Here is a 20,769-nt window from a genome sequence, read left to right as displayed (position 1 = left end):
TTGTTAACCATATGTATAATGAACAATAAGTCCCTATTTTTGTGAAATGAAAAACATAAAAACCAATTTAGTAGTCTGTTTTATAACCGTTGTAATAATTATAACAGTTGCCATTCAATTATTTTGGAATATAAAAAACTACGAAGAGAACAAGCGAAGACTTCTTAATGACGTACATACAGCATTTGAAAAAAGTGTCACTAATTATTATGAATTGGGCATTAAAGATGATTATGTGATATTTATAAATCAAGATGCAAATCTTAGTGAATCTGATTTTTTTGATCAATTAATTAAAAGCAATGTTTTTAAAAAAGAAATCTCGAAAGGTAAAAAGAAGCCAACAAACAAAGAAAGCAATTCGGCTCCGAGCCTTTATGTAAGCTACGATGTCACTCCAGATTCTCTCATTTTGGCACATAATGAATTGCAAAAAAAAGAAATGCAATCTCTTACAAAAACTAAAGATAAAAACCTAAAAACAAGAACCCTTAAAGGGATTAAAACTTTTGATAGCATTGCGAGCCTTAAAAACAAAAAAAATACTATTTCTTTTGCAACTGTACGAGATTCTATCGATTTCCAGTTTGTTAGCAAATCATTCGATAATGAACTTAAAAATAAGGATATTAAACTTTCCTATCGAATAGAACACTACCGCTCAAACGCACTTTTTGATCATTACAAAAATGATATTAATTCTATTTTACCTTTAAAAATAAAGTCGAACTCAAAATACCTACCTAAAAATGAAGAACTTGTTGTGCGCTTTTCAAATCCAAAATATGTATTGTTTAAGTACAGTTTAGCAGGAATACTGCTATCACTAATTCTCTCATTATCTGTTATCAGTTGCCTACTATATTTAGTTCATATCATAAAGAAACAGAAAAAAATTGACGCCATTAAAAGCGATTTAATCAGCAATATAACTCATGAATTTAAAACACCTATAACAACTGCTTCTGCCGCATTAGAAGGAATAAAGTTCTTTAACAATGAAAAGGATATTGATAAAACAAACCGCTACATTGAAATCTCGCAAAGTCAATTAAAAAAACTTGAAATACTAGTTGAGGAATTTTTAGAAACCGCTTACTTAGAGAATGAACAATTACAATTAGAGAAACAAAGAGAAAACATTGTACCACTATTGTACAAGCTAGTTGATACTTTTGCAAAATCAAATCCTAACAAGATTTTCAAATTCGAAACCAACATTGATAGCATCTTACTTGATATTGACCTCTTTCATTTTGAAAATGCTATTTCGAATTTAATTGATAACGCAATAAAATATGGAGGTGATTCCATAAAAATTAATCTAAATAAGAACCATGATGAATTAAAAATAATAGTGAGCGATAATGGAAATGGCATTGCAAAAAAAAATCTCTCTTATATTTTCGATAAATTTTTCAGAGAGTCCGAAGGAAATATTCACACTGTAAAAGGATTTGGTATAGGTCTTTTTTATACAAAAAAAATTATAGAAAAACATGGCGGGGTCATACAAGTTGAAAGCAGTCCTAATCTAACCAATTTCACAATCTACTTAAATGACAAAAAATAAAATAACAGCTTTATTAGCAGAAGATGAAGAAACGCTGGCACAAATAATAAAAGAAAGTCTTGAAACAAGGGATTTTAAAGTTTTTCATTGTCATAACGGACAAGAAGCGATCGATTCTTTTTATGAATTTAAACCCGACGTAATGATTCTAGACGTAATGATGCCTGTAAAAGATGGTTATTCCGTTGCTGCTGAAATTCGGAAAACAGATAAGCATATTCCAATAATTTTCCTTTCAGCAAAATCGCAAACACATGACGTTATTGATGGGTTCAAAAGTGGAGGAAATGATTATCTCAAAAAACCATTTAGTATGGAGGAATTGATCATTAGAATACGAGCTTTATTATACAGAAATGAATTGATGCAAGAAGACACAATATTTAAAATTGGTAAATACAATTTTAGTAGGGTAAAACAAGAATTAGTTTTTCAAAATACTTCCCAAAAACTAACGCATCGCGAATCAGAGCTTTTATATTGCTTGTACCAAAACAAAAATCGCATTATCGAGCGTTCTATTATTTTGATTCTTTTATGGGGGACCGAAGATTTTTTCACCACTCGTAGTATGGATGTTTTTATCACCAAATTAAGAAAAAAATTAGATCAAGATGACTCGATAGAAATTATAAATATTCGGAACCAAGGGTACAAACTACTGTGCCCCTAACAAATTTTTATTTTTTGTACTGCTCAATTTTATATAAGCCGATAAACATTTAATAAAATAAAAGAATTAATCGTAATTTCGCTTTCATGAAAAAATTAGTACTTTTGCTCTTTATTACCTCGTTTTCAATTGTTTTCAGTCAGAACCCAAAACTAACTGCTGTTAAAATCGATTCTATTCGTTTTGATGGAGATGCATTTGTAGGTTACGATTCATTTGGTTTTTATTACACCATCAAAAACAATGTTTTTTCTAAAATAGGAACACTTCAAACTTTAGAATATAAAAATATTTCATTGGGCAAAATCACAAAAGTTGACCTACAAAATCCGCTTAAAATTGTATTGTTTTACGAAAATTTTAATACAGTTGTCATTTTAGACAATCAATTAAATGAGACGCAAAAAATCAATTTTTCAGAAAGTATTAGTCCAATCGTAGCCACTGCAATTGGGATTTCTTCTCAAAATCAGTTGTGGGTTTTCAATAGTTTGAATCAGCAATTGGGTTTTTTTGATTATTTAAACAAGGAATATAAAACCGTTTCTGTTCCTTTTGTAGAAAGTATTAAGAATTATTCTTCAGATTTCAATATCTTTCAATGGATTGATAATAAGAACAATTGGTACGCTTGCGATATTTTTGGTAAAATAAAAAGCAAAGGAATAATTCCTGATTTTGAATGGATTGAAATAATTAATGAAAAGCAGTTTATTTATTCTAAGGACGCTGTTTTGATTTTATATGATTTAGAAAAAGATAAAAAAACTGAAATTGAAATTTCAGAAAAAACGTTTAAAAAATTCTGTTACAAGGACCAAATTTTATCTATTTTTACAACAGCAGGAATTACAAATTATAAAATCTCAATACCGTAATGCACATAGCAATAGCAGGAAATATAGGTTCCGGAAAAACAACCTTAACTCGATTATTAGCGAAACATTTTAAGTGGGAACCGCATTTTGAAGATGTCGTTGACAACCCATACTTAGACGATTTTTATCATCAAATGGAACGTTGGTCGTTTAATTTACAAATTTATTTCTTAAATAGTCGTTTCCGTCAGGTGATGCAAATTCGCGAAAGCGGTAAAAAAATTATTCAGGACCGAACTATTTATGAAGATGCCCATATTTTTGCTCCTAATTTATATGCAATGGGTTTGATGACCAATCGTGATTTCCAGAATTATTCTTCTCTGTTTGAATTGATGGAGTCTACAGTTAAAGCGCCTGATTTATTGATTTATTTAAGAAGCTCCATTCCTAATCTAGTAGGGCAAATACACAAGCGTGGTCGCGAATATGAAAATTCGATTTCTATTGATTATTTGAGCCGTTTGAACGAACGATATGAAGGTTGGATTCAAACCTATGACAAAGGAAAATTATTAATTATTGATGTTGACAACATAAATTTCGTGGATAATCCAGAAGACTTAGGAAATATTTTTAACCGTATTGATGCGGAGTTGAATGGGTTGTTTTAGATTAAAAAAAAAAGATAACCCGTTATTATAAAACATAAATGCCTTGCAAATTGCAAGGCATTTATGTTTTATATGATATGCTGTTTTACTTCGCAGCTTCAATTTTAGCTTCTACTTCAGCTTCTGTACCTTCAAAAACCGCTGTTGTTGTTTTTCCGTTTACTATTTTAGTTACTTTCCCAACGGTCTTTCCGTTTGTATAAGAGATACTAACATTTACGGTTTTTTTCTCGTATTTACTGGTATCAAAACAATCTGTTTTTTGATATTTATATTTACCATTGGCATCAAAATTTGCCAAACATTTTGCTGTTTGTATAGGTGTACATCCGTTTTCTTTACACATCGCTTTACATTCTACTTTTGTCATGTTAGCCATTTTTGATGGGTCACATTTGCCAGTATCGTAAACCATTTCTGTTTTTGAATGAGCAGTGCAACAAGACATAACTGAAGCCACATCTGAATGACCATTCCCTAAAATAGGAGCAATAACCAAACCTATTAAACAAGTCAATTTGATCAAAATATTCATAGATGGTCCTGAAGTGTCTTTGAAAGGATCACCAACAGTATCTCCGGTAACCGCTGCTTTGTGCGCATCAGAACCTTTATATGTAATTTCACCATTAATCATAACTCCTGCTTCAAAAGATTTTTTGGCATTGTCCCAAGCACCACCAGCATTATTTTGGAACACTGCCCAAAGTACACCTGAAACGGTAACTCCAGCCATATAACCACCTAACATTTCGGCAATTAATTGATTGTTATCAGCATACACTAACTTCCCTAAAAGTACAATAGCAATAGGGAAACCTATAGTCAAAATTCCCGGTAACATCATTTCGCGTAAAGCTGCTTTTGTAGAAATATCGACACATTTTGCATACTCCGGTTTTCCGGTTCCTTCCATAATTCCTGGAATTTCCCTGAACTGACGACGAACTTCATACACCATATCCATTGCCGCTTTCCCCACAGAATTCATGGCTAAGGCAGAGAAAACTACAGGTATCATTCCACCCACAAATAGCATTGCTAAAACTGGCGCTTTAAAAATATTGATTCCATCAATTCCCGTAAAAGTTACATACGCTGCAAATAAAGCTAAAGACGTCAATGCTGCCGAAGCAATAGCAAATCCTTTTCCAGTTGCTGCAGTTGTATTTCCTACAGAATCCAAGATATCAGTTCGGGTACGTACTTCTTTTGGTAATTCGCTCATTTCAGCAATTCCACCTGCGTTATCTGATATTGGTCCGAAAGCATCTATTGCCAATTGCATTGCTGTTGTTGCCATCATCGCTGAGGCAGCCAAAGCCACACCGTAGAATCCTGCTAATGCATACGAAGTCCAAATTGCTGCTGCAAATAATAAAACCGTTGGAAACGTAGAAATCATTCCCGTAGCTAAACCTGCAATTACATTTGTTCCTGCTCCTGTTGAAGATTTTTGAACAATAGCCATAACAGGTTTTGTACCCAATCCTGTGTAATATTCAGTAACAGATGAAATCACAGCGCCCACTACTAGTCCAACTATAGTCGCATAAAAAACACGCATGGACGAAATCTCTTTAGTGCCTTCACCAAAGAAATCCATTTTCATCGTTTCTGGGAGCATATAGTCAACTAAAAAATAACATGCAATTAGGGTTAATCCTATCGAAAGCCAATTCCCCATATTTAAAGCACTTTGTACTTGCGCTTCTTTAGCATTATCATCGGTAATTTTAACAACCATAGTTCCTACAATAGAAAATAAAATTCCAAAACCTGCAATAGCCATTGGTAATAAAATAGGCCCTATTCCGCCAAAAGCATCTTGAATATTTCCTCCCATATCTTTGATAACATAATTCCCCAGAACCATAGCCGCTAAAACGGTTGCTACATAAGAACCAAATAAATCAGCTCCCATTCCGGCAACATCACCCACATTATCTCCTACGTTATCTGCAATTGTAGCAGGGTTACGCGGGTCGTCTTCAGGGATCCCAGCTTCTACTTTTCCCACTAAATCAGCTCCAACATCGGCAGCTTTAGTATATATTCCGCCACCAACTCTGGCAAACAAAGCGATAGACTCTGCTCCAAGAGAAAAACCTGCTAAAGTTTCTAGAACAATAGTCATATCTTCGGTTGAAGTCCAAATTCCATTCATAAAAAAGTGAAAGAAGAAAATAAAGAAAGTAGTTAGCCCTAAAACAGCTAAACCTGCAACACCTAATCCCATTACGGTTCCACCGCCAAAAGAGACTTTTAAAGCTTGCGGCAAACTCGTACGTGCTGCTTGTGTAGTTCTAACATTTGTTTTTGTTGCTATTTTCATCCCCATATTACCTGCTAAGGCCGAGAAAAAAGCACCAAAAATAAAAGCTACCACTATTAATATATGTGTGGTGGGAACAATAAATGAAATTCCTGCTAAAACAATACTTGCTCCAATTACAAAGAAAGACAATAATCTATATTCTGCTTTCAGGAAAGCCAAGGCTCCTTCGTATATGTAATCTGAAATTTCTTTCATCTTACCGTCACCCGGATCTTGTTTTAAAACCCATGCACGTTTTGTAAACATAAATGCCAGTCCAATAAATGCCATAGCAATTGGCAAATAAATCATTATTGTATTCATAATTTTGGTTTGGTTTTTGGTTAATATTAATAGTGTAACAAAACGAATTTAAACAAAAAAGCAATACTCTTAACAGAATATTGCTTTTTTTGTTTAAAATAAAATGTAAAATTACTTAATACTAAATAATCCTTCTGGTTTATTTTCAATTTGATTGAAACGCTCTGTACATTCTTTAATAATTGCGTACGCTTCATTTACATCTCCCCAACCTTCAACATCTACTTGTTTGTTTTCAAGATCTTTGTAAACTTGAAAGAAATGTTCAATTTCTTTTAATAGGTGTGGATTCATATCTGTTAGGTTTTCCAATGAATTCCAAATTGGATCTGAAACTGGTACACAAATTACTTTTTCATCTGGTCCTTTATCATCTGCCATGTGGAAAACACCAATAGGCTTCACTTCCATTACACAACCAGGAAAAGTTGGTTCGTTTACCAAAACCAAAACATCTAATGGATCTCCGTCTAATGCTAATGTCTCAGGAATAAATCCGTAATCAGCAGGATACATCATTGACGAAAATAACATCCTGTCAAAACGCATTCTTTTTATTTCGAAATCATATTCGTATTTATTTCTACTTCCTCTTGGTATTTCGATTAAAACATCGAAAGTTGTTAATTTGTCTGCAGTCATTTTAGTTTTTCTTATCTATAATTATGGCTGCAAAAGTAAGGAAAGTATCCCTTTTTACAATAAAAAATTCATGTTATCTATTGATTAAATTTTAACAGTGAGTGCTTTAGTAAACCACTGTCCTATTTCGTTTCTTTAAATAATGATGCCACAAAAGATAAGTAGCATAAGAACGATACGGACTCCATTGTTTTGCATGAATTTCCATAGCATCTTTATCGTGAATATCCAGCAATTCCTTTATGGTATTTACGACCGCAATATCTCCTAAAGGCAATAAATCAGGGGATTCCAGACAAAACATTAAGTAAATATCGATGGTCCAGTTTCCTATTCCTTTGATTTTGATGAGTTCTTCGCGTACTTGATGAGCCGTTTTTGCTGGTAAACTTTCTAAATCTAGCTCTTTATTTAATATCGCTGTTGCCAAAGCTTTGATATAAGATGTTTTTTGTCGGCTTACGCCAAGATTCCTAAATTCTTCGTCCGATACGTGAAGAAGAATTTCAGGGGCTATGGCTTTTTGACTGGCTTTTATTTTTAAAAAAGTGGCTTTCGCCGAATCTATCGAAACTTGTTGTTCTAAAATCAACAACACCAAAGTCTCAAAACCTTGTGGTCTTTTGGGAATAATTGGCATTCCGTATTCTTCAATGATTGACTTGAAAATGGTATCTTTTTCTAAAAGGTAGTCGATGGCTTCTTGCATAATCTGATGTTTTTTTAGCCCGGATGGAAACGACATCGTTTTTTATAAGGCGATTTTTCTTCGCCTTATAAAAAGATATAGTGTATCCCGATGCATCGGGAGAAATAGCTCCTAAAAATTAAACCCGAACGAGCCTTTTACCGTAAAATTATTGGCTCCAGGAGTGTTGAGATAATTGCCTCGCCAAGCAAAATCGATGCGGAATACTTTGAAGATATTCCCAATTCCGGCGCTGTATTCCCAATAGCCTTTTTCAGGTGCATTGTAAATTAAACCCGATGCATTAATCGCTCGATTTTTATCAGAAATGGTTCCATAAACCCCTTTTACAGATACAATTTCTCTCCAATTGAGTTTGCGCATAAACGGAATTCTGGAAAAAATTCGGCCATTGAAATTGTGATTCCACTGCAAAGTAGCATACTGGTCTGACACAAATTCATAGAAATTAAGGTTGCTAAACGTGTTTTCGATTGTAAAATAAGTCTGATTCCCAGGAATAACACTCAGTAATCCTAACGGCACTTTCCCGAAGGTTTTCCCCACTTCCATAATAATATTTGTTCTTCCTAAAGGCCCTATAATTATGGGCTGTTTATAATACAATTGTACTTTATCATATTTAAAATCACTGTTCAAAAGCCCTTTGAATCCATGACTATAATTAATAAAGAAACGACTAAACGGACTGTCAACATTGCTTCTTTCAACCCCAAAACCAATTGTTTTACGCTTTGGCGAATATTCGATCTGAAAGTTCGCTTCAGATTGTTTTACATCACTTTTAGTAATCAAATTTGCTATATCCGTATAATAATCCAAGCTAAAAGTTGGCGATGCGGATTCCAGCGTACGGTAAGAAATACCAGCCTGGAAAATCAAATTCTTAACAGGCTCAATTTCTAAGGCTATATTTGTCAAATTGATGTTAGTCAATTTCCCGTTGCTACCGGACGAAAACACGGAGGAGGAAGCAAAACTTCTGCCCAAGACATCGTTAGTAGTGGTTAAACTGGCGCCTATTTGTTCAATGTCACGTCTATTTCCTCCGGACAAAATGATTCGGTTTTTCTTGTCAACCATCCATTTTCCTGAAAGTCCGTATTTAAATTTATCATCATCAAATCCATACGCCGTGTAGGCTTGAATACGCCAAGGATCGTTGGGTCCAAAATAAGTTCTACCTCCCACTCGCAAGCGCACACCTTCTACTTCATTGTATCCAAATGTGGAAAAAACAGGTCCGTAATCGAAGTTTTTAAATTCGACATAACCGCTTCCAAGAATAGAAACCAAACTATACAATCGCTTAAACTTATCTACTGTTTGCAACGTATCCAGTATTTTATAAACGCCCAATTCATCCTTACTCAAGTTCTCAAAACGGTTTTCATTCCAGTATTCATCAGATTTATTATAGACTTCATCATCCATATAATTGACTTCATCTTTATAGAAAGCTACTGGTTTCTCCTTATTAAATTGATGATTCCTATAAAAGCTGGTTCGTTTACCGTAAACTCCTTTAGAATTTTCTTTTTTGTTCAAAGCAAAGTCGGACATTAGATAATCCTTAGTCAATAAGAAAACCGAATCACTTAATACTTCAAATTCTTGCTCTAAGTAAATATCTTTTACCCAATTGATATTAGCGCTTTTAGTAACCGCCATATTTATTTTCTTGAGGGCAAATGTGGAATCATTGACCCAGAAATCCCCTTTGAAAGTCAATTCATTTTTACGTCTTGGATAAAAAACAATATTATAACACCATTTATTGTCAATATATGCACTGTCTTTTAAGACATAATTATAGACATCAATCCCTGTTTTAGATAACGGACTAGTGAAACTTTTGTCAAAAAAAGTTAAATAGTTATTGTAAATATCATAATTAGAATACAAATCTTTTACAAAAGATAAAATTTGCTGGTTTCCATTAAACCCAGAAGTTTTATTCGCTTTGATTTTCTCTTTTACTTTCTTTAATTTATTATCTCCGTAAACATCCTGGAGTGATTCGTTTACAAAAATGGGTAAATAGGTTTTTCCGGTTACTCTTGAAGTGTCCATTTGATTAAAAATAAACTCCATTCCTTTAAAGAGCTTGCTTTTCATAAAAGCACTATCAATAGAATTCATATCAAATTCTATTTTCTCATACTTCTCCATCTGGTATTGGTCAAACTGATACAATCCATTTTTACGTTTTCTTTCCCATATTTTTCTGAGAATATCTAGCGCAGGATTATTTTTTTTAGATGTTTTTCCGGCAAAAACCATAACTTCACTTAAACTCTCTGCTTCACTCAGTTGAATTTTGAAATTGTAATTTACTTGCTTGTCTAATATAATTTCCTTCTCCGAAAAACCAACTGAAGATATTAGCAAAATGGAGTATACTTTTTGGGATTCAAGATAAAACTTACCGTCTTCATTAGTCACAATCCCTTCACTGGAACCTTTAAAAACAACATTGGCAAAAGGAATAGGTTGATTTGATTTATCTACTACAACACCACTCACCTTAGTTTGTGCATAAACTGCACTTGCAGAAACCAACAACAAAAGCAGGAAAAACAAGAAATTCTTTTTCATAATCATTCAAAAAAAAACTTCATCAAAAAAATAATTGATGAAGTTTCAAATATAGGCATTTAGATATCTAAATTATTTTAAGTTTAGACAGTCGTTTGTTAAAATTTATATAAAAATCAAAAGCTAAAAAAAAATCTATTTTTTATACATTACTTTTTTAACCGCTTTTACAACATCACCCGCATTTGGCAACCATTCTTTCAATAAAACTGGAGAGTAAGGTGCTGGAGTATCTGCTGTTGTGATACGTTGGATAGGCGCATCTAAGAAATCAAAAGCACGCTCTTGTACAATATAAGTAATCTCCGAAGCCACACTTGCAAAAGGCCAAGCTTCTTCAAGAACCACTAATCTGTTTGTTTTTCTAACAGAAGTCAAAATAGTGTCATAATCCATAGGACGAACTGTTCTCAAATCTATAATTTCACAAGAAATTCCTTCTTTAGCTAATTCATCAGCAGCAATATGTGCTTCTTTAATAATTTTTCCGAAAGAAACAATCGTTACATCGGTACCTTCGCGTTTGATATCCGCAACTCCTAACGGAATAACATATTCACCATCTGGAACTTCACCTTTATCACCATACATTTGTTCTGATTCCATGAAAATCACAGGATCATTGTCACGAATAGCCGCTTTCAACAAACCTTTAGCATCATAAACCGTAGATGGAACTACTACTTTAAGACCTGGAGTATTCGCAAACCAGTTTTCTAATGCTTGTGAGTGTGTCGCTCCTAATTGTCCCGCTGAAGCTGTTGGACCACGAAAAACGATAGGCACATTAAATTGCCCACCAGTCATCTGACGCATTTTAGCAGCATTATTTATAATTTGGTCAATCCCAACTAAACAAAAATTGAACGTCATGTATTCCACAATCGGTCTGCATCCGTTCATAGCTGATCCTACTGCAATTCCAGTAAAACCAAGCTCCGCGATAGGAGTATCAATAACTCTTTTCTCGCCAAATTCAGCAAGCATTCCTTTTGATGCTTTGTAAGCACCATTATATTCTGCAACTTCTTCACCCATTAAGTATATGGACTCATCGTGACGCATTTCTTCACTCATCGCTTCGCAAATAGCCTCTCTAAATTGTATCGTTCTCATATTTTTTTTATATTTTATCCTCCTCAGCGCAGTCGAAGGATATTTTTCGAAAAGCAAAAATAAATATTTTATATTACTTAAAAGCATAAATTACCCTAAATTAATTCAGGATTTACAACGTTAATTTTCAGGAGCTATTTCCGGCTCTCCGCTGTATCTTCCTGTGTCTAAAGGAGCCACAAGAAGGATGTCGCTACTATCCGGGCTACGAAATCGAAATAGTAACAAAAAATATTATGCGTGCATAGTAAATTATTCGAATTAATATTTTAAATTTGTAAAAGAAATTACGAATAATAAAAAATATAAGTATGAAAATATTAGTTTGCATCAGTCACGTTCCTGATACTACTTCAAAAATTAACTTTGTCAACGGAGATTCAGAGTTTGACACTAACGGAGTACAATATGTAATCAACCCTAATGATGAATTTGGTTTAACACGTGCTATTTGGTTTCAAGAGCAACAAGGCGCAACGGTTACTGTTGTAAATGTTGGAGGACCTGATACGGAACCAACATTAAGAAAAGCTTTAGCAATAGGCGCTAACGAAGCAATCCGTGTCAACGCTACTCCTACTGATGGATTTTTTGTAGCCAAACAACTTGCGGAAGTTATTAAAAACGGAAATTATGATGTTGTAATCGCAGGTAAAGAATCTTTAGATTATAATGGTGGAATGGTTCCTGGAATGATTGCTGGAATTTTAGGATACAACTTCCTTAATTCTTGCACCAGTTTGACTGTTGATGGAACAAGCGTAAAAGCAGTTCGCGAAATTGATGGTGGAAAAGAAACCGTTGCTACATCTTTACCATTAATTATTGGTGGACAAAAAGGACTTGTAGAAGAAAAAGACTTGCGTATTCCAAACATGAGAGGAATCATGACTGCAAGAACTAAAGTATTGACAATTCTAGAGCCTGTTGACGCTACTGTAAACACAAAAGCAGTAAAGTTTGAAAAACCAGCTCCTAAATCAGCCGTGAAATTAGTAGCAGCTGATAATTTAGATGAATTAATCAATTTATTACACAACGAAGCGAAAGTAATCTAACTGTCATAAAGTCGAATGTCGAAAGTCGAAAGGATAGAAGTTGACAATAATTTCCCTTTATGACTTTAGACTATAAAAACTTTAAGACTAAAATAAAAAATTATGTCAATATTAATATACGCGGAATACGCAGAAGGAAAATTTAAAAAAGTTGCATTCGAACTAGCTTCTTATGCAAAAAAAGTTGCTGAAAGTTTAGGGACTACGGTTACGGCTGTGACTGTAAATGCTGGAGATGTTTCAGAATTATCAAAATATGGAGTAGACAAAGTTTTAAAAGTAAACAACGATAAATTATCAGGATTTACAGCAAAAGCGTATGCTGATGTAATCAAACAAGCTGCTCAAAAAGAAAACGTAAAACTAGTTTTACTTTCATCAACTACAGATAGCATTTATCTTTCCTCACTTGTTGCAGTAGCTTTAGAGGCTGGTTATGCATCAAATGTGGTTGGATTACCAGTTTCAACGTCGCCTTTTCAAGTAAAAAGAACCGCTTTTTCAAACAAAGCTTTCAATATTACTGAAATCGCTACAGACGTAAAAGTGCTTGGCCTTGCTAAAAACTCTTATGGGATTTTTGAAACACCTTCAACACTAACAGAAGAAGATTTTAATCCAACAATTGGAGATAATGATTTTGGTGTAAAAGTAGAATCTGTAGAAAAAGTTACTGGAAAAGTTTCTATTGCCGATGCAGATATTGTTGTTTCAGCTGGTCGTGGATTAAAAGGACCAGAAAACTGGGGAATGGTAGAGGAATTAGCAACCGTTCTTGGTGCAGCAACTGCTTGTTCTAAGCCAGTATCTGACTTAGGATGGAGACCTCACGGAGAGCACGTAGGACAAACAGGAAAACCGGTAGCTACAAACCTTTATATTGCGATTGGAATCTCTGGAGCAATACAACACATAGCAGGAATCAACTCCTCAAAAGTAAAAGTGGTAATCAACAGTGACCCAGAAGCACCATTTTTTAAAGTAGCTGACTACGGAATTGTAGGCGATGCTTTTGAAATTGTACCTCAATTGATTGAGAAATTTAAAGCTTTCAAAGCTCAGAATTCATAAATTAGAGCATCCCATTAATTTAAATGCTACTTAAAAACAAGATTTTGTATCTTTGCTTTTAAGTAGCATTTCTTTTTAGAAATTGCTACTTAATTTTTATCAAAAAAAGTACAACGTACTTTCCCATAACAACAATTATGAGCTTAGTTAAATTATCCATAAAAGGAATTTCATACAGTCAAACTCAGAACGGAGCCTACGCTTTGATCTTGAATGAGGTTGACGGCGAAAGAAAATTACCCATTGTAATAGGTGCTTTTGAAGCCCAATCCATTGCTATTGCATTAGAAAAAGAAATAAAACCACCACGTCCTTTGACGCATGATTTGTTTAAAAATTTCGCAGAACGTTTTGATATTGTGGTCAAACAAGTAATCATCCATAAGTTAGTCGATGGAGTTTTTTATTCGAGTATCATTTGCGAAAGAGATAAAATCGAAGAGATTATTGACGCAAGAACTTCCGATGCAATCGCACTTGCTCTGCGTTTTAATGCACCAATTTTCACTTACAAAAACATCTTGGACAAAGCCGGAATTTACTTAAAATCAAATTCTTTAGATCCAAATAAAGAATCTCAAGAAATTGATGATGTACTTTCAAATCCAGATACATTTGGACGTGAAGAGGAAAGCAATCAATCAGGTGAAACCTATTCTAAGCATAGCATACAGGAATTGAATGAGCTTTTAGACCAAGCGGTTTCTCATGAAGATTACGAAAAAGCAGCAAAAATCAGAGATGAAATCTCAAAGAGACAACTGTAGTTTTGAATTTTATTTTTGCAATATTTTATAAATGATTCACAAATAAAATGCGGCTGTATTAGAGGCTACACTTTTTAATATATTTTATAAACAACTGTTATAAAACTAATTTATGAAAACAAAAATTATTCTTATTGCCATAACCTTATTTATTTCTACAGCCGTATTTTCTCAAGATTATTATTTACACTGCGGGAAAATTCTAAACACTCAATCTGGCAAAGAGTTATCCAACCAAACCATAGTTGTTTCTAAAAATAAAATCATAAAAATACAAGATGGGTTTGTATCTAAATCCAAACCAGAAGACATTGAAATCGACCTTAAAAACAAGTATATATTACCAGGCTTGATCGATCTTCATGTACATATCGAAGGCGAAAATAACACTAAGAGCTACATGTCAAAATATTTAGACAATGAGGCAGATGTTGCATTTCAAGCAGTTCGTTGTGCAGAAATCACGCTTCTGGCAGGATTCACCACCGTACGAGATTTAGGAGGAACCGGCGTTAATATATCCATAAGAAATGCTATCAATAAAGGAATTGTAAAAGGTCCCAGAATATATACCGCAGGAAAATCGATTGCCACAACAGGCGGACATGCAGACCCAACAAACGGAAGCAACAGAAAACTTGTAGGCGACCCAGGCCCACATGAAGGTGTAATTAATTCTCCTGAAGAAGCAGTAAAAGCAGTAAGAGAACGTTATAAAGAAGGAGCCGATGTTATTAAAATTACAGCTACTGGCGGCGTTTTAAGTGTGGCAAAAAGCGGGAAAAACCCTCAGTTTACTTTTGAAGAAATAAAAGCTATCACAACAACTGCAAAGGATTACAATATGCTTACCGCAGCCCATGCCCACGGTGATGAAGGAATGCAAAGAGCCATATTAGGAGGTATAAAAACCATTGAACACGGTACCTTTATGAGTGAGGAAACAATGGAATTAATGAAAAAATACGATGCGTATTTAGTGCCTACGTTAACGGCTGGTAAAGAAGTGGAAAAAAATGCAGAAATTACCGGTTTTTATCCTGAAATTGTAGTTCCTAAAGCGAGAGAAGTTGGCCCACAAATTAAAGCTACTTTTGCTAAAGCATATAAAAAAGGAGTCAAAATTGCTTTTGGAACTGATGCTGGAGTTTTTGCTCATGGTACAAATGCAAAAGAATTTGGCTATATGGTTGAAGCCGGAATGCCAAATTTAGCCGCAATACAATCTGCAACAACAACGAATGCCATGTTATTAGGCATTGGAAATGAAGTAGGTCAAATCAAAGAAAATTTTTTGGCAGACATTATTGCAGTTGATGAAAGCCCTTTGAATACTATTAAAACACTAGAAAAGGTAGTATTTGTAATGAAAGACGGAAAAATATATAAAAACTAAATCGTTTACCGCAAAACAGAATAAAAATATACAATGAAACAATATTTAGATTTAGTGCAACACGTTATGGAAAACGGTTGTCAAAAAGGAGATCGTACTGGAACAGGAACAAAAAGTGTCTTTGGATACCAAATGCGTTTCGATTTGAATGAAGGTTTCCCAATGGTTACCACCAAAAAACTGCACCTAAAATCTATTATTTATGAATTGCTGTGGTTTTTAAAAGGTGATACTAATATCAAATACCTACAAGAAAATGGCGTTAAAATCTGGGATGCCTGGGCCGATGCCAATGGCGACTTAGGACCTGTTTACGGTCATCAATGGCGCAACTGGAATAGTGAAGAAATTGATCAAATTTCAGAATTAATAAAAGAATTAAAAACCAATCCTAACAGCCGCAGAATGTTAGTTTCGGCATGGAATCCATCGGTGCTTCCTGACACTACAAAATCATTTGATGAGAATGTAGCCAACAATAAAGCCGCTTTGCCTCCTTGTCATGCTTTCTTTCAGTTTTATGTCTCTGACGGTAAGTTATCATGTCAATTGTACCAGCGAAGCGCTGATATTTTCTTGGGAGTTCCTTTCAACATAGCTTCTTACGCTTTACTAACCATGATGATTGCACAGGTTTGCGACTTACAACCTGGAGAATTTATTCACACTTTTGGCGACGCACATATTTACAACAATCATTTTGAACAACTAGAACTGCAATTATCCCGTGAGCCAAAACCATTGCCTAAAATGATTTTGAATCCCAATATAAAAGACATCTTTGCGTTCAATTTTGAAGATTTCACTCTCGAAGGCTATGATCCGCATCCTTTGATAAAAGGTAGCGTAGCAGTATAACATAAAAAAACGGTGTTTTAGTTAAACTACTAAAACACCGTTTTCGTTTCCTGCAAATTCATTCCACTTGAAAGAATCAGCTTCCGGTTCATTGACGAAAGCACCATCAATTACGTATTTAAATTCATATGCCGCATCTTTGTTTAGGTCGAAAACCCCTTTGAAAGTACCATTTTTTAATTTGATCAAAGCACCTTCTTCAACATTCCAATTATTGAAATCTCCTACGACAGAAGCTTGACTTGCTTCCTTAGCAGTTACCGAAAAAGTAACTTTACAAACTGGTTTTGTTTTAACGAATTGTTTCTTGATAGCCATAACTATTTCATTTATAGATTTATAAAACAAAGGAACTAAAAGATATTGAACTTACAACAAAAAGCCAAAGATTTAATAGAATAGGCTAAACTATGTTAATTTATAAACAATTCTATAATTATAGACAGGCTAAATTTAATATTCAAAAATCAGAAAACGTTTTCATAATAAATAATCTACAAGCAAAATAGTGACTTTCCAAAATAAATTTTACCTTTATAAACTAAATTTTGAGTAATGGAAAAAGAACTACACGAACAGTACGAATATGCGAGGAGAAGAATTAAACAAAAAAAAAGACTGTATTTTCATTTTGTCCTTTTCGTTTTAGGAAGTTTACTTTTATTTATTGCTAATAAATTTTTTGAAATTGCTGTAGATTCTAATTGGTCAATTTGGGTAATCACCATCTGGTTATTCCTATTTATTTTACATTTTATAAAAATTTTCATCACGGATCGTTTTATGAATAAAAATTGGGAAAGAGAACAAATAGACCGACTTGTAGCGCTGCAACAAAAAAAACTAGATCAATTACAAACTCAAGTCAACAACGACGAACTTAAATAACAGTTAATCAATTATGATAATAATGATTGCAGCCGTTGCCGAAAATAATGCTCTCGGAAAAAACAACGAATTAATCTGGCATTTACCCAATGATTTCAAAAGATTTAAATCTCTTACATCTGGACATCATATTATAATGGGCAGAAAAACATTTGAAAGTTTTCCAAAGCCATTACCCAATAGAACCCACGTTATAATCACTAGACAGAAAGGATATCAAGCCGAAGGCTGTATTATTGTAGATAGTATGGAAAAAGCATTAGCCGTTTGTCCAGAAGATAAGAACACATTTATCATTGGCGGAGGCGAAATTTATACTATAGGACTTCCCTTTGCAGACAAATTAGAAATTACTCGGGTGCATCACAACTTTGAAGGTGATGCGTATTTCCCTGAAATAAATGATGAAGAATGGAAAATAATAGTTTCAGAATATAATGAGAAGGACGAAAAACACCTTTATGATTATTCCTATCAAACATTCATTAGAAAATAAAACAAAAAAACATCCTTTTTACGGGATGTTTTTTTTAACCATTAATTAAAGAGAGGATCTACTCTTGAAAGAGTATTTGATAACATAAAATAAAAATTACAAATATTAGTAATACTCCAGAAATGAAGATTATAACATTTGATGATTTCTGAGAATACATCTCAAAAAAGCCTTTAATACCAAATACCACGAAGGTACTAAAGACGAAAAAAATTAAAATTTCCAAAAACAAATTTAATCCTAAGAACGTATGTTGCGTTTTAACAACAACACTGCTGTTTGAAACAGTGCTTTCAAAACTGCAAACAAGAACAAATGAGATAAAAAACGCTAAAATTATCCACTTGATTTGGTTGATCGATTCTCTTTTAATCATTTAATATGGTTATTTTCCTGAGTAACAAATTTGTACAATTTTATCTTTAGTTGCAATACCCACTTTTAGTGATATTTCAAAAAAAATGAATTTTAGTTTTTAGTGTATTTTAAAATTTAAAAATAAAACTTGTTTCTAATTTTTGAAACTCATTTTAAGTTCATCAAGTTTGTATTATATTTGTACAAAATAAAAAAATGTCAGAAAAAATAACGCCCTATAAAGATTCAGCATTAGGTAAAAAAGAACAAGTTGCTAAAATGTTTGACACCATTTCTGGAAATTATGACAACCTGAATCGTGTCATTTCTTTCGGTATAGATATAAAATGGCGTAAAAAAGTTTTGCAAATTGTTTCTAAGTCAAACCCAAAGATAATTCTGGATATTGCAACCGGAACAGGAGATTTGGCAATTTTGATGGCACAAACACAAGCTGAAAAAATAGTTGGATTAGATATTTCCGCAGGAATGCTTGAGGTAGGCGAAAAAAAAATTGCTGCAAAAAATCTTTCCAATACTATCGAAATGATTCTAGCCGACTCAGAAAACATGCCTTATGAGGATAATTATTTTGATGCCATAACAGTTGCTTTTGGGGTACGTAATTTTGAAAATTTAGAAAAAGGTTTAGCTGAAATTTTAAGAGTTTTAAAGCCTAACGGAGTATTTGTAATTCTAGAAACATCTGTGCCAGATAAAACGCCTTACAAACAAGGATATAATTTTTACAGCAAAAACATATTGCCATTGATAGGCAAATTGTTTTCTAAGGACAATGTTGCTTATGGTTATTTATCTGAATCTGCCGCTGCATTCCCTTATGGAGAAGCATTGAACAATATTTTAAGAAAAACTGGGTTTATAGATGTTGTAGCGTTACCCCAAACATTTGGAGTTGCTACTATTTATTCAGCTTCTAAAAAATAACATGAAAAAAATAATAGTCTTTCTTTTTTTTGCTTCTATTTTAAACGGATACTCACAAAAATCTAAAAACATATTTAGTAAAGACCCTATTATCAATTTAGAAAACTTTCAGAAGAAAAGAATCTACTATGGTTTTTATTTAGGTTTTAATTCTTACGATTTTAAAATTGATTACAAATCCGAAACACCAGATATTCTCGTAAATAAAACTACAGGTTTTAATGTGGGAATTGTAAGTGATTTAAAACTACAGGAATACATCAACTTGCGTTTTGAGCCTGGACTTTATTATACAAAAAGAGATTTAAATTATCCTAATTTCACTAACAGTAATGATGCGTTAAGAGAAGTAAACAGCACTTACATTCATTTCCCGTTATTACTAAAGTTTTCATCACTAAGAACTGGGAATATTCGCCCTTATGCTTTAGGAGGTTTTTCGGCTACTTTAAACTTATCTAGTAATTCTAAATTAGTAGATGACAATCTAGAGCAGCGATTTAGAGTAAAAGCTTGGACAACTAATTATGAATTGGGTTTTGGAATTGATCTTTTTTCAGAATATTTCATATTCTCCCCTTCGATTAGAGGAGTGTTTGGAATAAATGACGAATTGATAAGAGATAAAGACCCAAACAGTCCCTGGACAAGCAATATAGAATCTTTGAAAACTCGAGCAGTCTTCATCAATTTTACATTCCACTAAATAGTTTTGAGTCACAGTTTCAAACCTCATAGCAATCCTATGATTAAAACTAACCGCGACAAAACTCACTTAACACAATAGCGGTAGCAGTAGCAACATTAAGACTTTCTGTTTTTTGAAGATCTCCAAATCGAGGAATTGTGAGTCTGTTTTTAATTAATTTTTCAAGTACTGCAGAAACTCCATTAGCTTCATTACCCATAATTACAATTCCTTCTTTGGGTAAAACTGATTTATAAATATTCTCTCCGTCCATAAAAGTACCAAAAACGGGTAGTTTTGTTTCTGCAACAAAAGCAGCTAGTTCAATATAATTTACGTTGACTCTGGCTATTGAACCCATGGTTGCCTGAACAACTTTTGGATTATAAATATCAACTGTTTCCTTAGAACACAACAACTGCTTCACGCCAAACCAATCACACAATCGCAATATAGTCCCTAAATTTCCCGGATCACGGATAGCATCTAGCGCTACAATTAATCCGGTTTCTATAATTGGTTTTTCTGCTGGCATTTTAAAAACGGCTAAGCATGTATTAGGTGTTGCTAATGCGCTGATCTTTTTTAAATCATTTTCTTGAATAATCGTTTTCCTGGCACTAGGAACTTCTTCAAAATCATTTAGGGTGGTGTATAAATGTTCCAATTCAAAATTAGATTCTAGCAGCTCGTTAATCCCTTTTACGCCTTCGGTAAAAAATAATTTGTTGGCTATTCTATATTTTTTTTGCTGCAAACTCGTTATAAGCTTTATTTGGTTTTTACTAACCATAAAAT

20 protein-coding genes are annotated in these 20,769 nt (G+C 33.5%); 13 read left to right on the top strand and 7 right to left on the bottom strand.

What is annotated here, in order from left to right; all coding sequences use genetic code 11:
- Positions 1 to 46 precede the first annotated feature (46 nt).
- From DFR66_RS10625 to DFR66_RS10610, 4 genes are all read left to right on the top strand, one after another.
- On the top strand, positions 47 to 1,573 hold the full coding sequence (locus tag DFR66_RS10625) for a sensor histidine kinase (protein ID WP_114754823.1): 1,527 nt from the start codon (positions 47 to 49) through the stop codon (positions 1,571 to 1,573).
- Entirely contained in the window at positions 1,560 to 2,246 is a 687-nt protein-coding gene (locus DFR66_RS10620; RefSeq protein ID WP_114754822.1) for a response regulator transcription factor, read from the top strand. The genes DFR66_RS10625 and DFR66_RS10620 overlap by 14 nt, the downstream gene beginning before the upstream one ends.
- A gap of 86 nt (positions 2,247 to 2,332) precedes the next feature.
- Positions 2,333 to 3,124 carry a hypothetical protein gene (locus tag DFR66_RS10615; RefSeq protein ID WP_114754821.1) on the top strand — a complete coding sequence of 264 codons (792 nt, stop codon included), beginning with the start codon at positions 2,333 to 2,335 and terminating at the stop codon, positions 3,122 to 3,124.
- Positions 3,124 to 3,738, top strand: coding sequence for a deoxynucleoside kinase (locus DFR66_RS10610; protein WP_099713600.1), 615 nt, complete (start codon positions 3,124 to 3,126; stop codon positions 3,736 to 3,738). The genes DFR66_RS10615 and DFR66_RS10610 overlap by 1 nt, the downstream gene beginning before the upstream one ends.
- 85 nt (positions 3,739 to 3,823) lie before the next feature.
- Here DFR66_RS10610 and DFR66_RS10605 read toward each other — a convergent pair whose 3' ends face one another.
- From DFR66_RS10605 to DFR66_RS10585, 5 genes are all read right to left on the bottom strand, one after another.
- Positions 3,824 to 6,379 carry a sodium-translocating pyrophosphatase gene (locus DFR66_RS10605; RefSeq protein WP_114754820.1) on the bottom strand — a complete coding sequence of 852 codons (2,556 nt, stop codon included), beginning with the start codon at positions 6,377 to 6,379 and terminating at the stop codon, positions 3,824 to 3,826.
- A gap of 111 nt (positions 6,380 to 6,490) precedes the next feature.
- Positions 6,491 to 7,021: an inorganic diphosphatase gene (locus tag DFR66_RS10600; RefSeq protein ID WP_114754819.1), complete on the bottom strand. Its 531-nt coding sequence runs from the start codon at positions 7,019 to 7,021 to the stop codon at positions 6,491 to 6,493.
- A 106-nt stretch (positions 7,022 to 7,127) separates the two neighbouring features.
- Positions 7,128 to 7,730 (bottom strand): DNA-3-methyladenine glycosylase family protein, encoded by a 603-nt coding sequence (locus tag DFR66_RS10595; protein ID WP_114754832.1) that lies wholly within the window; start codon positions 7,728 to 7,730, stop codon positions 7,128 to 7,130.
- Positions 7,731 to 7,841: 111 nt separating this feature from the next.
- Entirely contained in the window at positions 7,842 to 10,328 is a 2,487-nt protein-coding gene (locus tag DFR66_RS10590; RefSeq protein ID WP_114754831.1) for a DUF5686 and carboxypeptidase-like regulatory domain-containing protein, read from the bottom strand.
- Positions 10,329 to 10,463: 135 nt separating this feature from the next.
- Complete coding sequence (locus DFR66_RS10585; protein WP_262510421.1) at positions 10,464 to 11,531, bottom strand: pyruvate dehydrogenase complex E1 component subunit beta; 1,068 nt, start codon at positions 11,529 to 11,531, stop codon at positions 10,464 to 10,466.
- Positions 11,532 to 11,755: 224 nt separating this feature from the next.
- On the opposite strand from DFR66_RS10585, the gene DFR66_RS10580 reads away from it, so the two are divergent.
- From DFR66_RS10580 to DFR66_RS10560, 5 genes are all read left to right on the top strand, one after another.
- Positions 11,756 to 12,502, top strand: coding sequence for an electron transfer flavoprotein subunit beta/FixA family protein (locus DFR66_RS10580; protein ID WP_114754817.1), 747 nt, complete (start codon positions 11,756 to 11,758; stop codon positions 12,500 to 12,502).
- Positions 12,503 to 12,604: 102 nt separating this feature from the next.
- Positions 12,605 to 13,573 (top strand): electron transfer flavoprotein subunit alpha/FixB family protein, encoded by a 969-nt coding sequence (locus DFR66_RS10575; protein WP_114754816.1) that lies wholly within the window; start codon positions 12,605 to 12,607, stop codon positions 13,571 to 13,573.
- Positions 13,574 to 13,710: 137 nt separating this feature from the next.
- Positions 13,711 to 14,340 (top strand): bifunctional nuclease family protein, encoded by a 630-nt coding sequence (locus tag DFR66_RS10570; RefSeq protein WP_114754815.1) that lies wholly within the window; start codon positions 13,711 to 13,713, stop codon positions 14,338 to 14,340.
- Positions 14,341 to 14,452: 112 nt separating this feature from the next.
- Positions 14,453 to 15,736: a metal-dependent hydrolase family protein gene (locus DFR66_RS10565; protein WP_114754814.1), complete on the top strand. Its 1,284-nt coding sequence runs from the start codon at positions 14,453 to 14,455 to the stop codon at positions 15,734 to 15,736.
- Positions 15,737 to 15,769: 33 nt separating this feature from the next.
- Positions 15,770 to 16,594 (top strand): thymidylate synthase, encoded by an 825-nt coding sequence (locus DFR66_RS10560; protein WP_114754813.1) that lies wholly within the window; start codon positions 15,770 to 15,772, stop codon positions 16,592 to 16,594.
- Positions 16,595 to 16,615: 21 nt separating this feature from the next.
- On the opposite strand, the gene DFR66_RS10555 is transcribed toward DFR66_RS10560, so the two are convergent.
- The gene (locus tag DFR66_RS10555; RefSeq protein WP_114754812.1) at positions 16,616 to 16,912 is read right to left on the bottom strand and encodes an isoamylase early set domain-containing protein; all 297 of its coding nucleotides are present in this window, start codon (positions 16,910 to 16,912) and stop codon (positions 16,616 to 16,618) included.
- A 237-nt stretch (positions 16,913 to 17,149) separates the two neighbouring features.
- On the opposite strand from DFR66_RS10555, the gene DFR66_RS10550 reads away from it, so the two are divergent.
- From DFR66_RS10550 to porT, 4 genes are all read left to right on the top strand, one after another.
- Complete coding sequence (locus tag DFR66_RS10550; RefSeq protein WP_114754811.1) at positions 17,150 to 17,482, top strand: 2TM domain-containing protein; 333 nt, start codon at positions 17,150 to 17,152, stop codon at positions 17,480 to 17,482.
- 13 nt (positions 17,483 to 17,495) lie between these two features.
- Positions 17,496 to 17,978 carry a dihydrofolate reductase gene (locus DFR66_RS10545; RefSeq protein WP_114754810.1) on the top strand — a complete coding sequence of 161 codons (483 nt, stop codon included), beginning with the start codon at positions 17,496 to 17,498 and terminating at the stop codon, positions 17,976 to 17,978.
- A gap of 573 nt (positions 17,979 to 18,551) precedes the next feature.
- Positions 18,552 to 19,283, top strand: a complete 732-nt coding sequence (gene ubiE / locus DFR66_RS10535; RefSeq protein WP_114754809.1) for a bifunctional demethylmenaquinone methyltransferase/2-methoxy-6-polyprenyl-1,4-benzoquinol methylase UbiE — start codon at positions 18,552 to 18,554, stop codon at positions 19,281 to 19,283.
- A 1-nt stretch (position 19,284) separates the two neighbouring features.
- The gene (porT, locus tag DFR66_RS10530) at positions 19,285 to 19,989 is read left to right on the top strand and encodes a type IX secretion/gliding motility protein PorT/SprT (RefSeq protein WP_114754808.1); all 705 of its coding nucleotides are present in this window, start codon (positions 19,285 to 19,287) and stop codon (positions 19,987 to 19,989) included.
- 49 nt (positions 19,990 to 20,038) lie between these two features.
- Here porT and DFR66_RS10525 read toward each other — a convergent pair whose 3' ends face one another.
- Positions 20,039 to 20,764: an RNA methyltransferase gene (locus DFR66_RS10525; RefSeq protein ID WP_114754807.1), complete on the bottom strand. Its 726-nt coding sequence runs from the start codon at positions 20,762 to 20,764 to the stop codon at positions 20,039 to 20,041.
- Between the last annotated feature and the right edge of the window lie 5 nt (positions 20,765 to 20,769).

This window comes from Flavobacterium glaciei, assembly GCF_003350545.1.
Taxonomy (GTDB): Bacteria; Bacteroidota; Bacteroidia; order Flavobacteriales; family Flavobacteriaceae; genus Flavobacterium; species Flavobacterium glaciei.
Note: the sequence above shows the minus strand (reverse complement) of the source record. Positions and strands in the feature narration are given on the sequence as shown.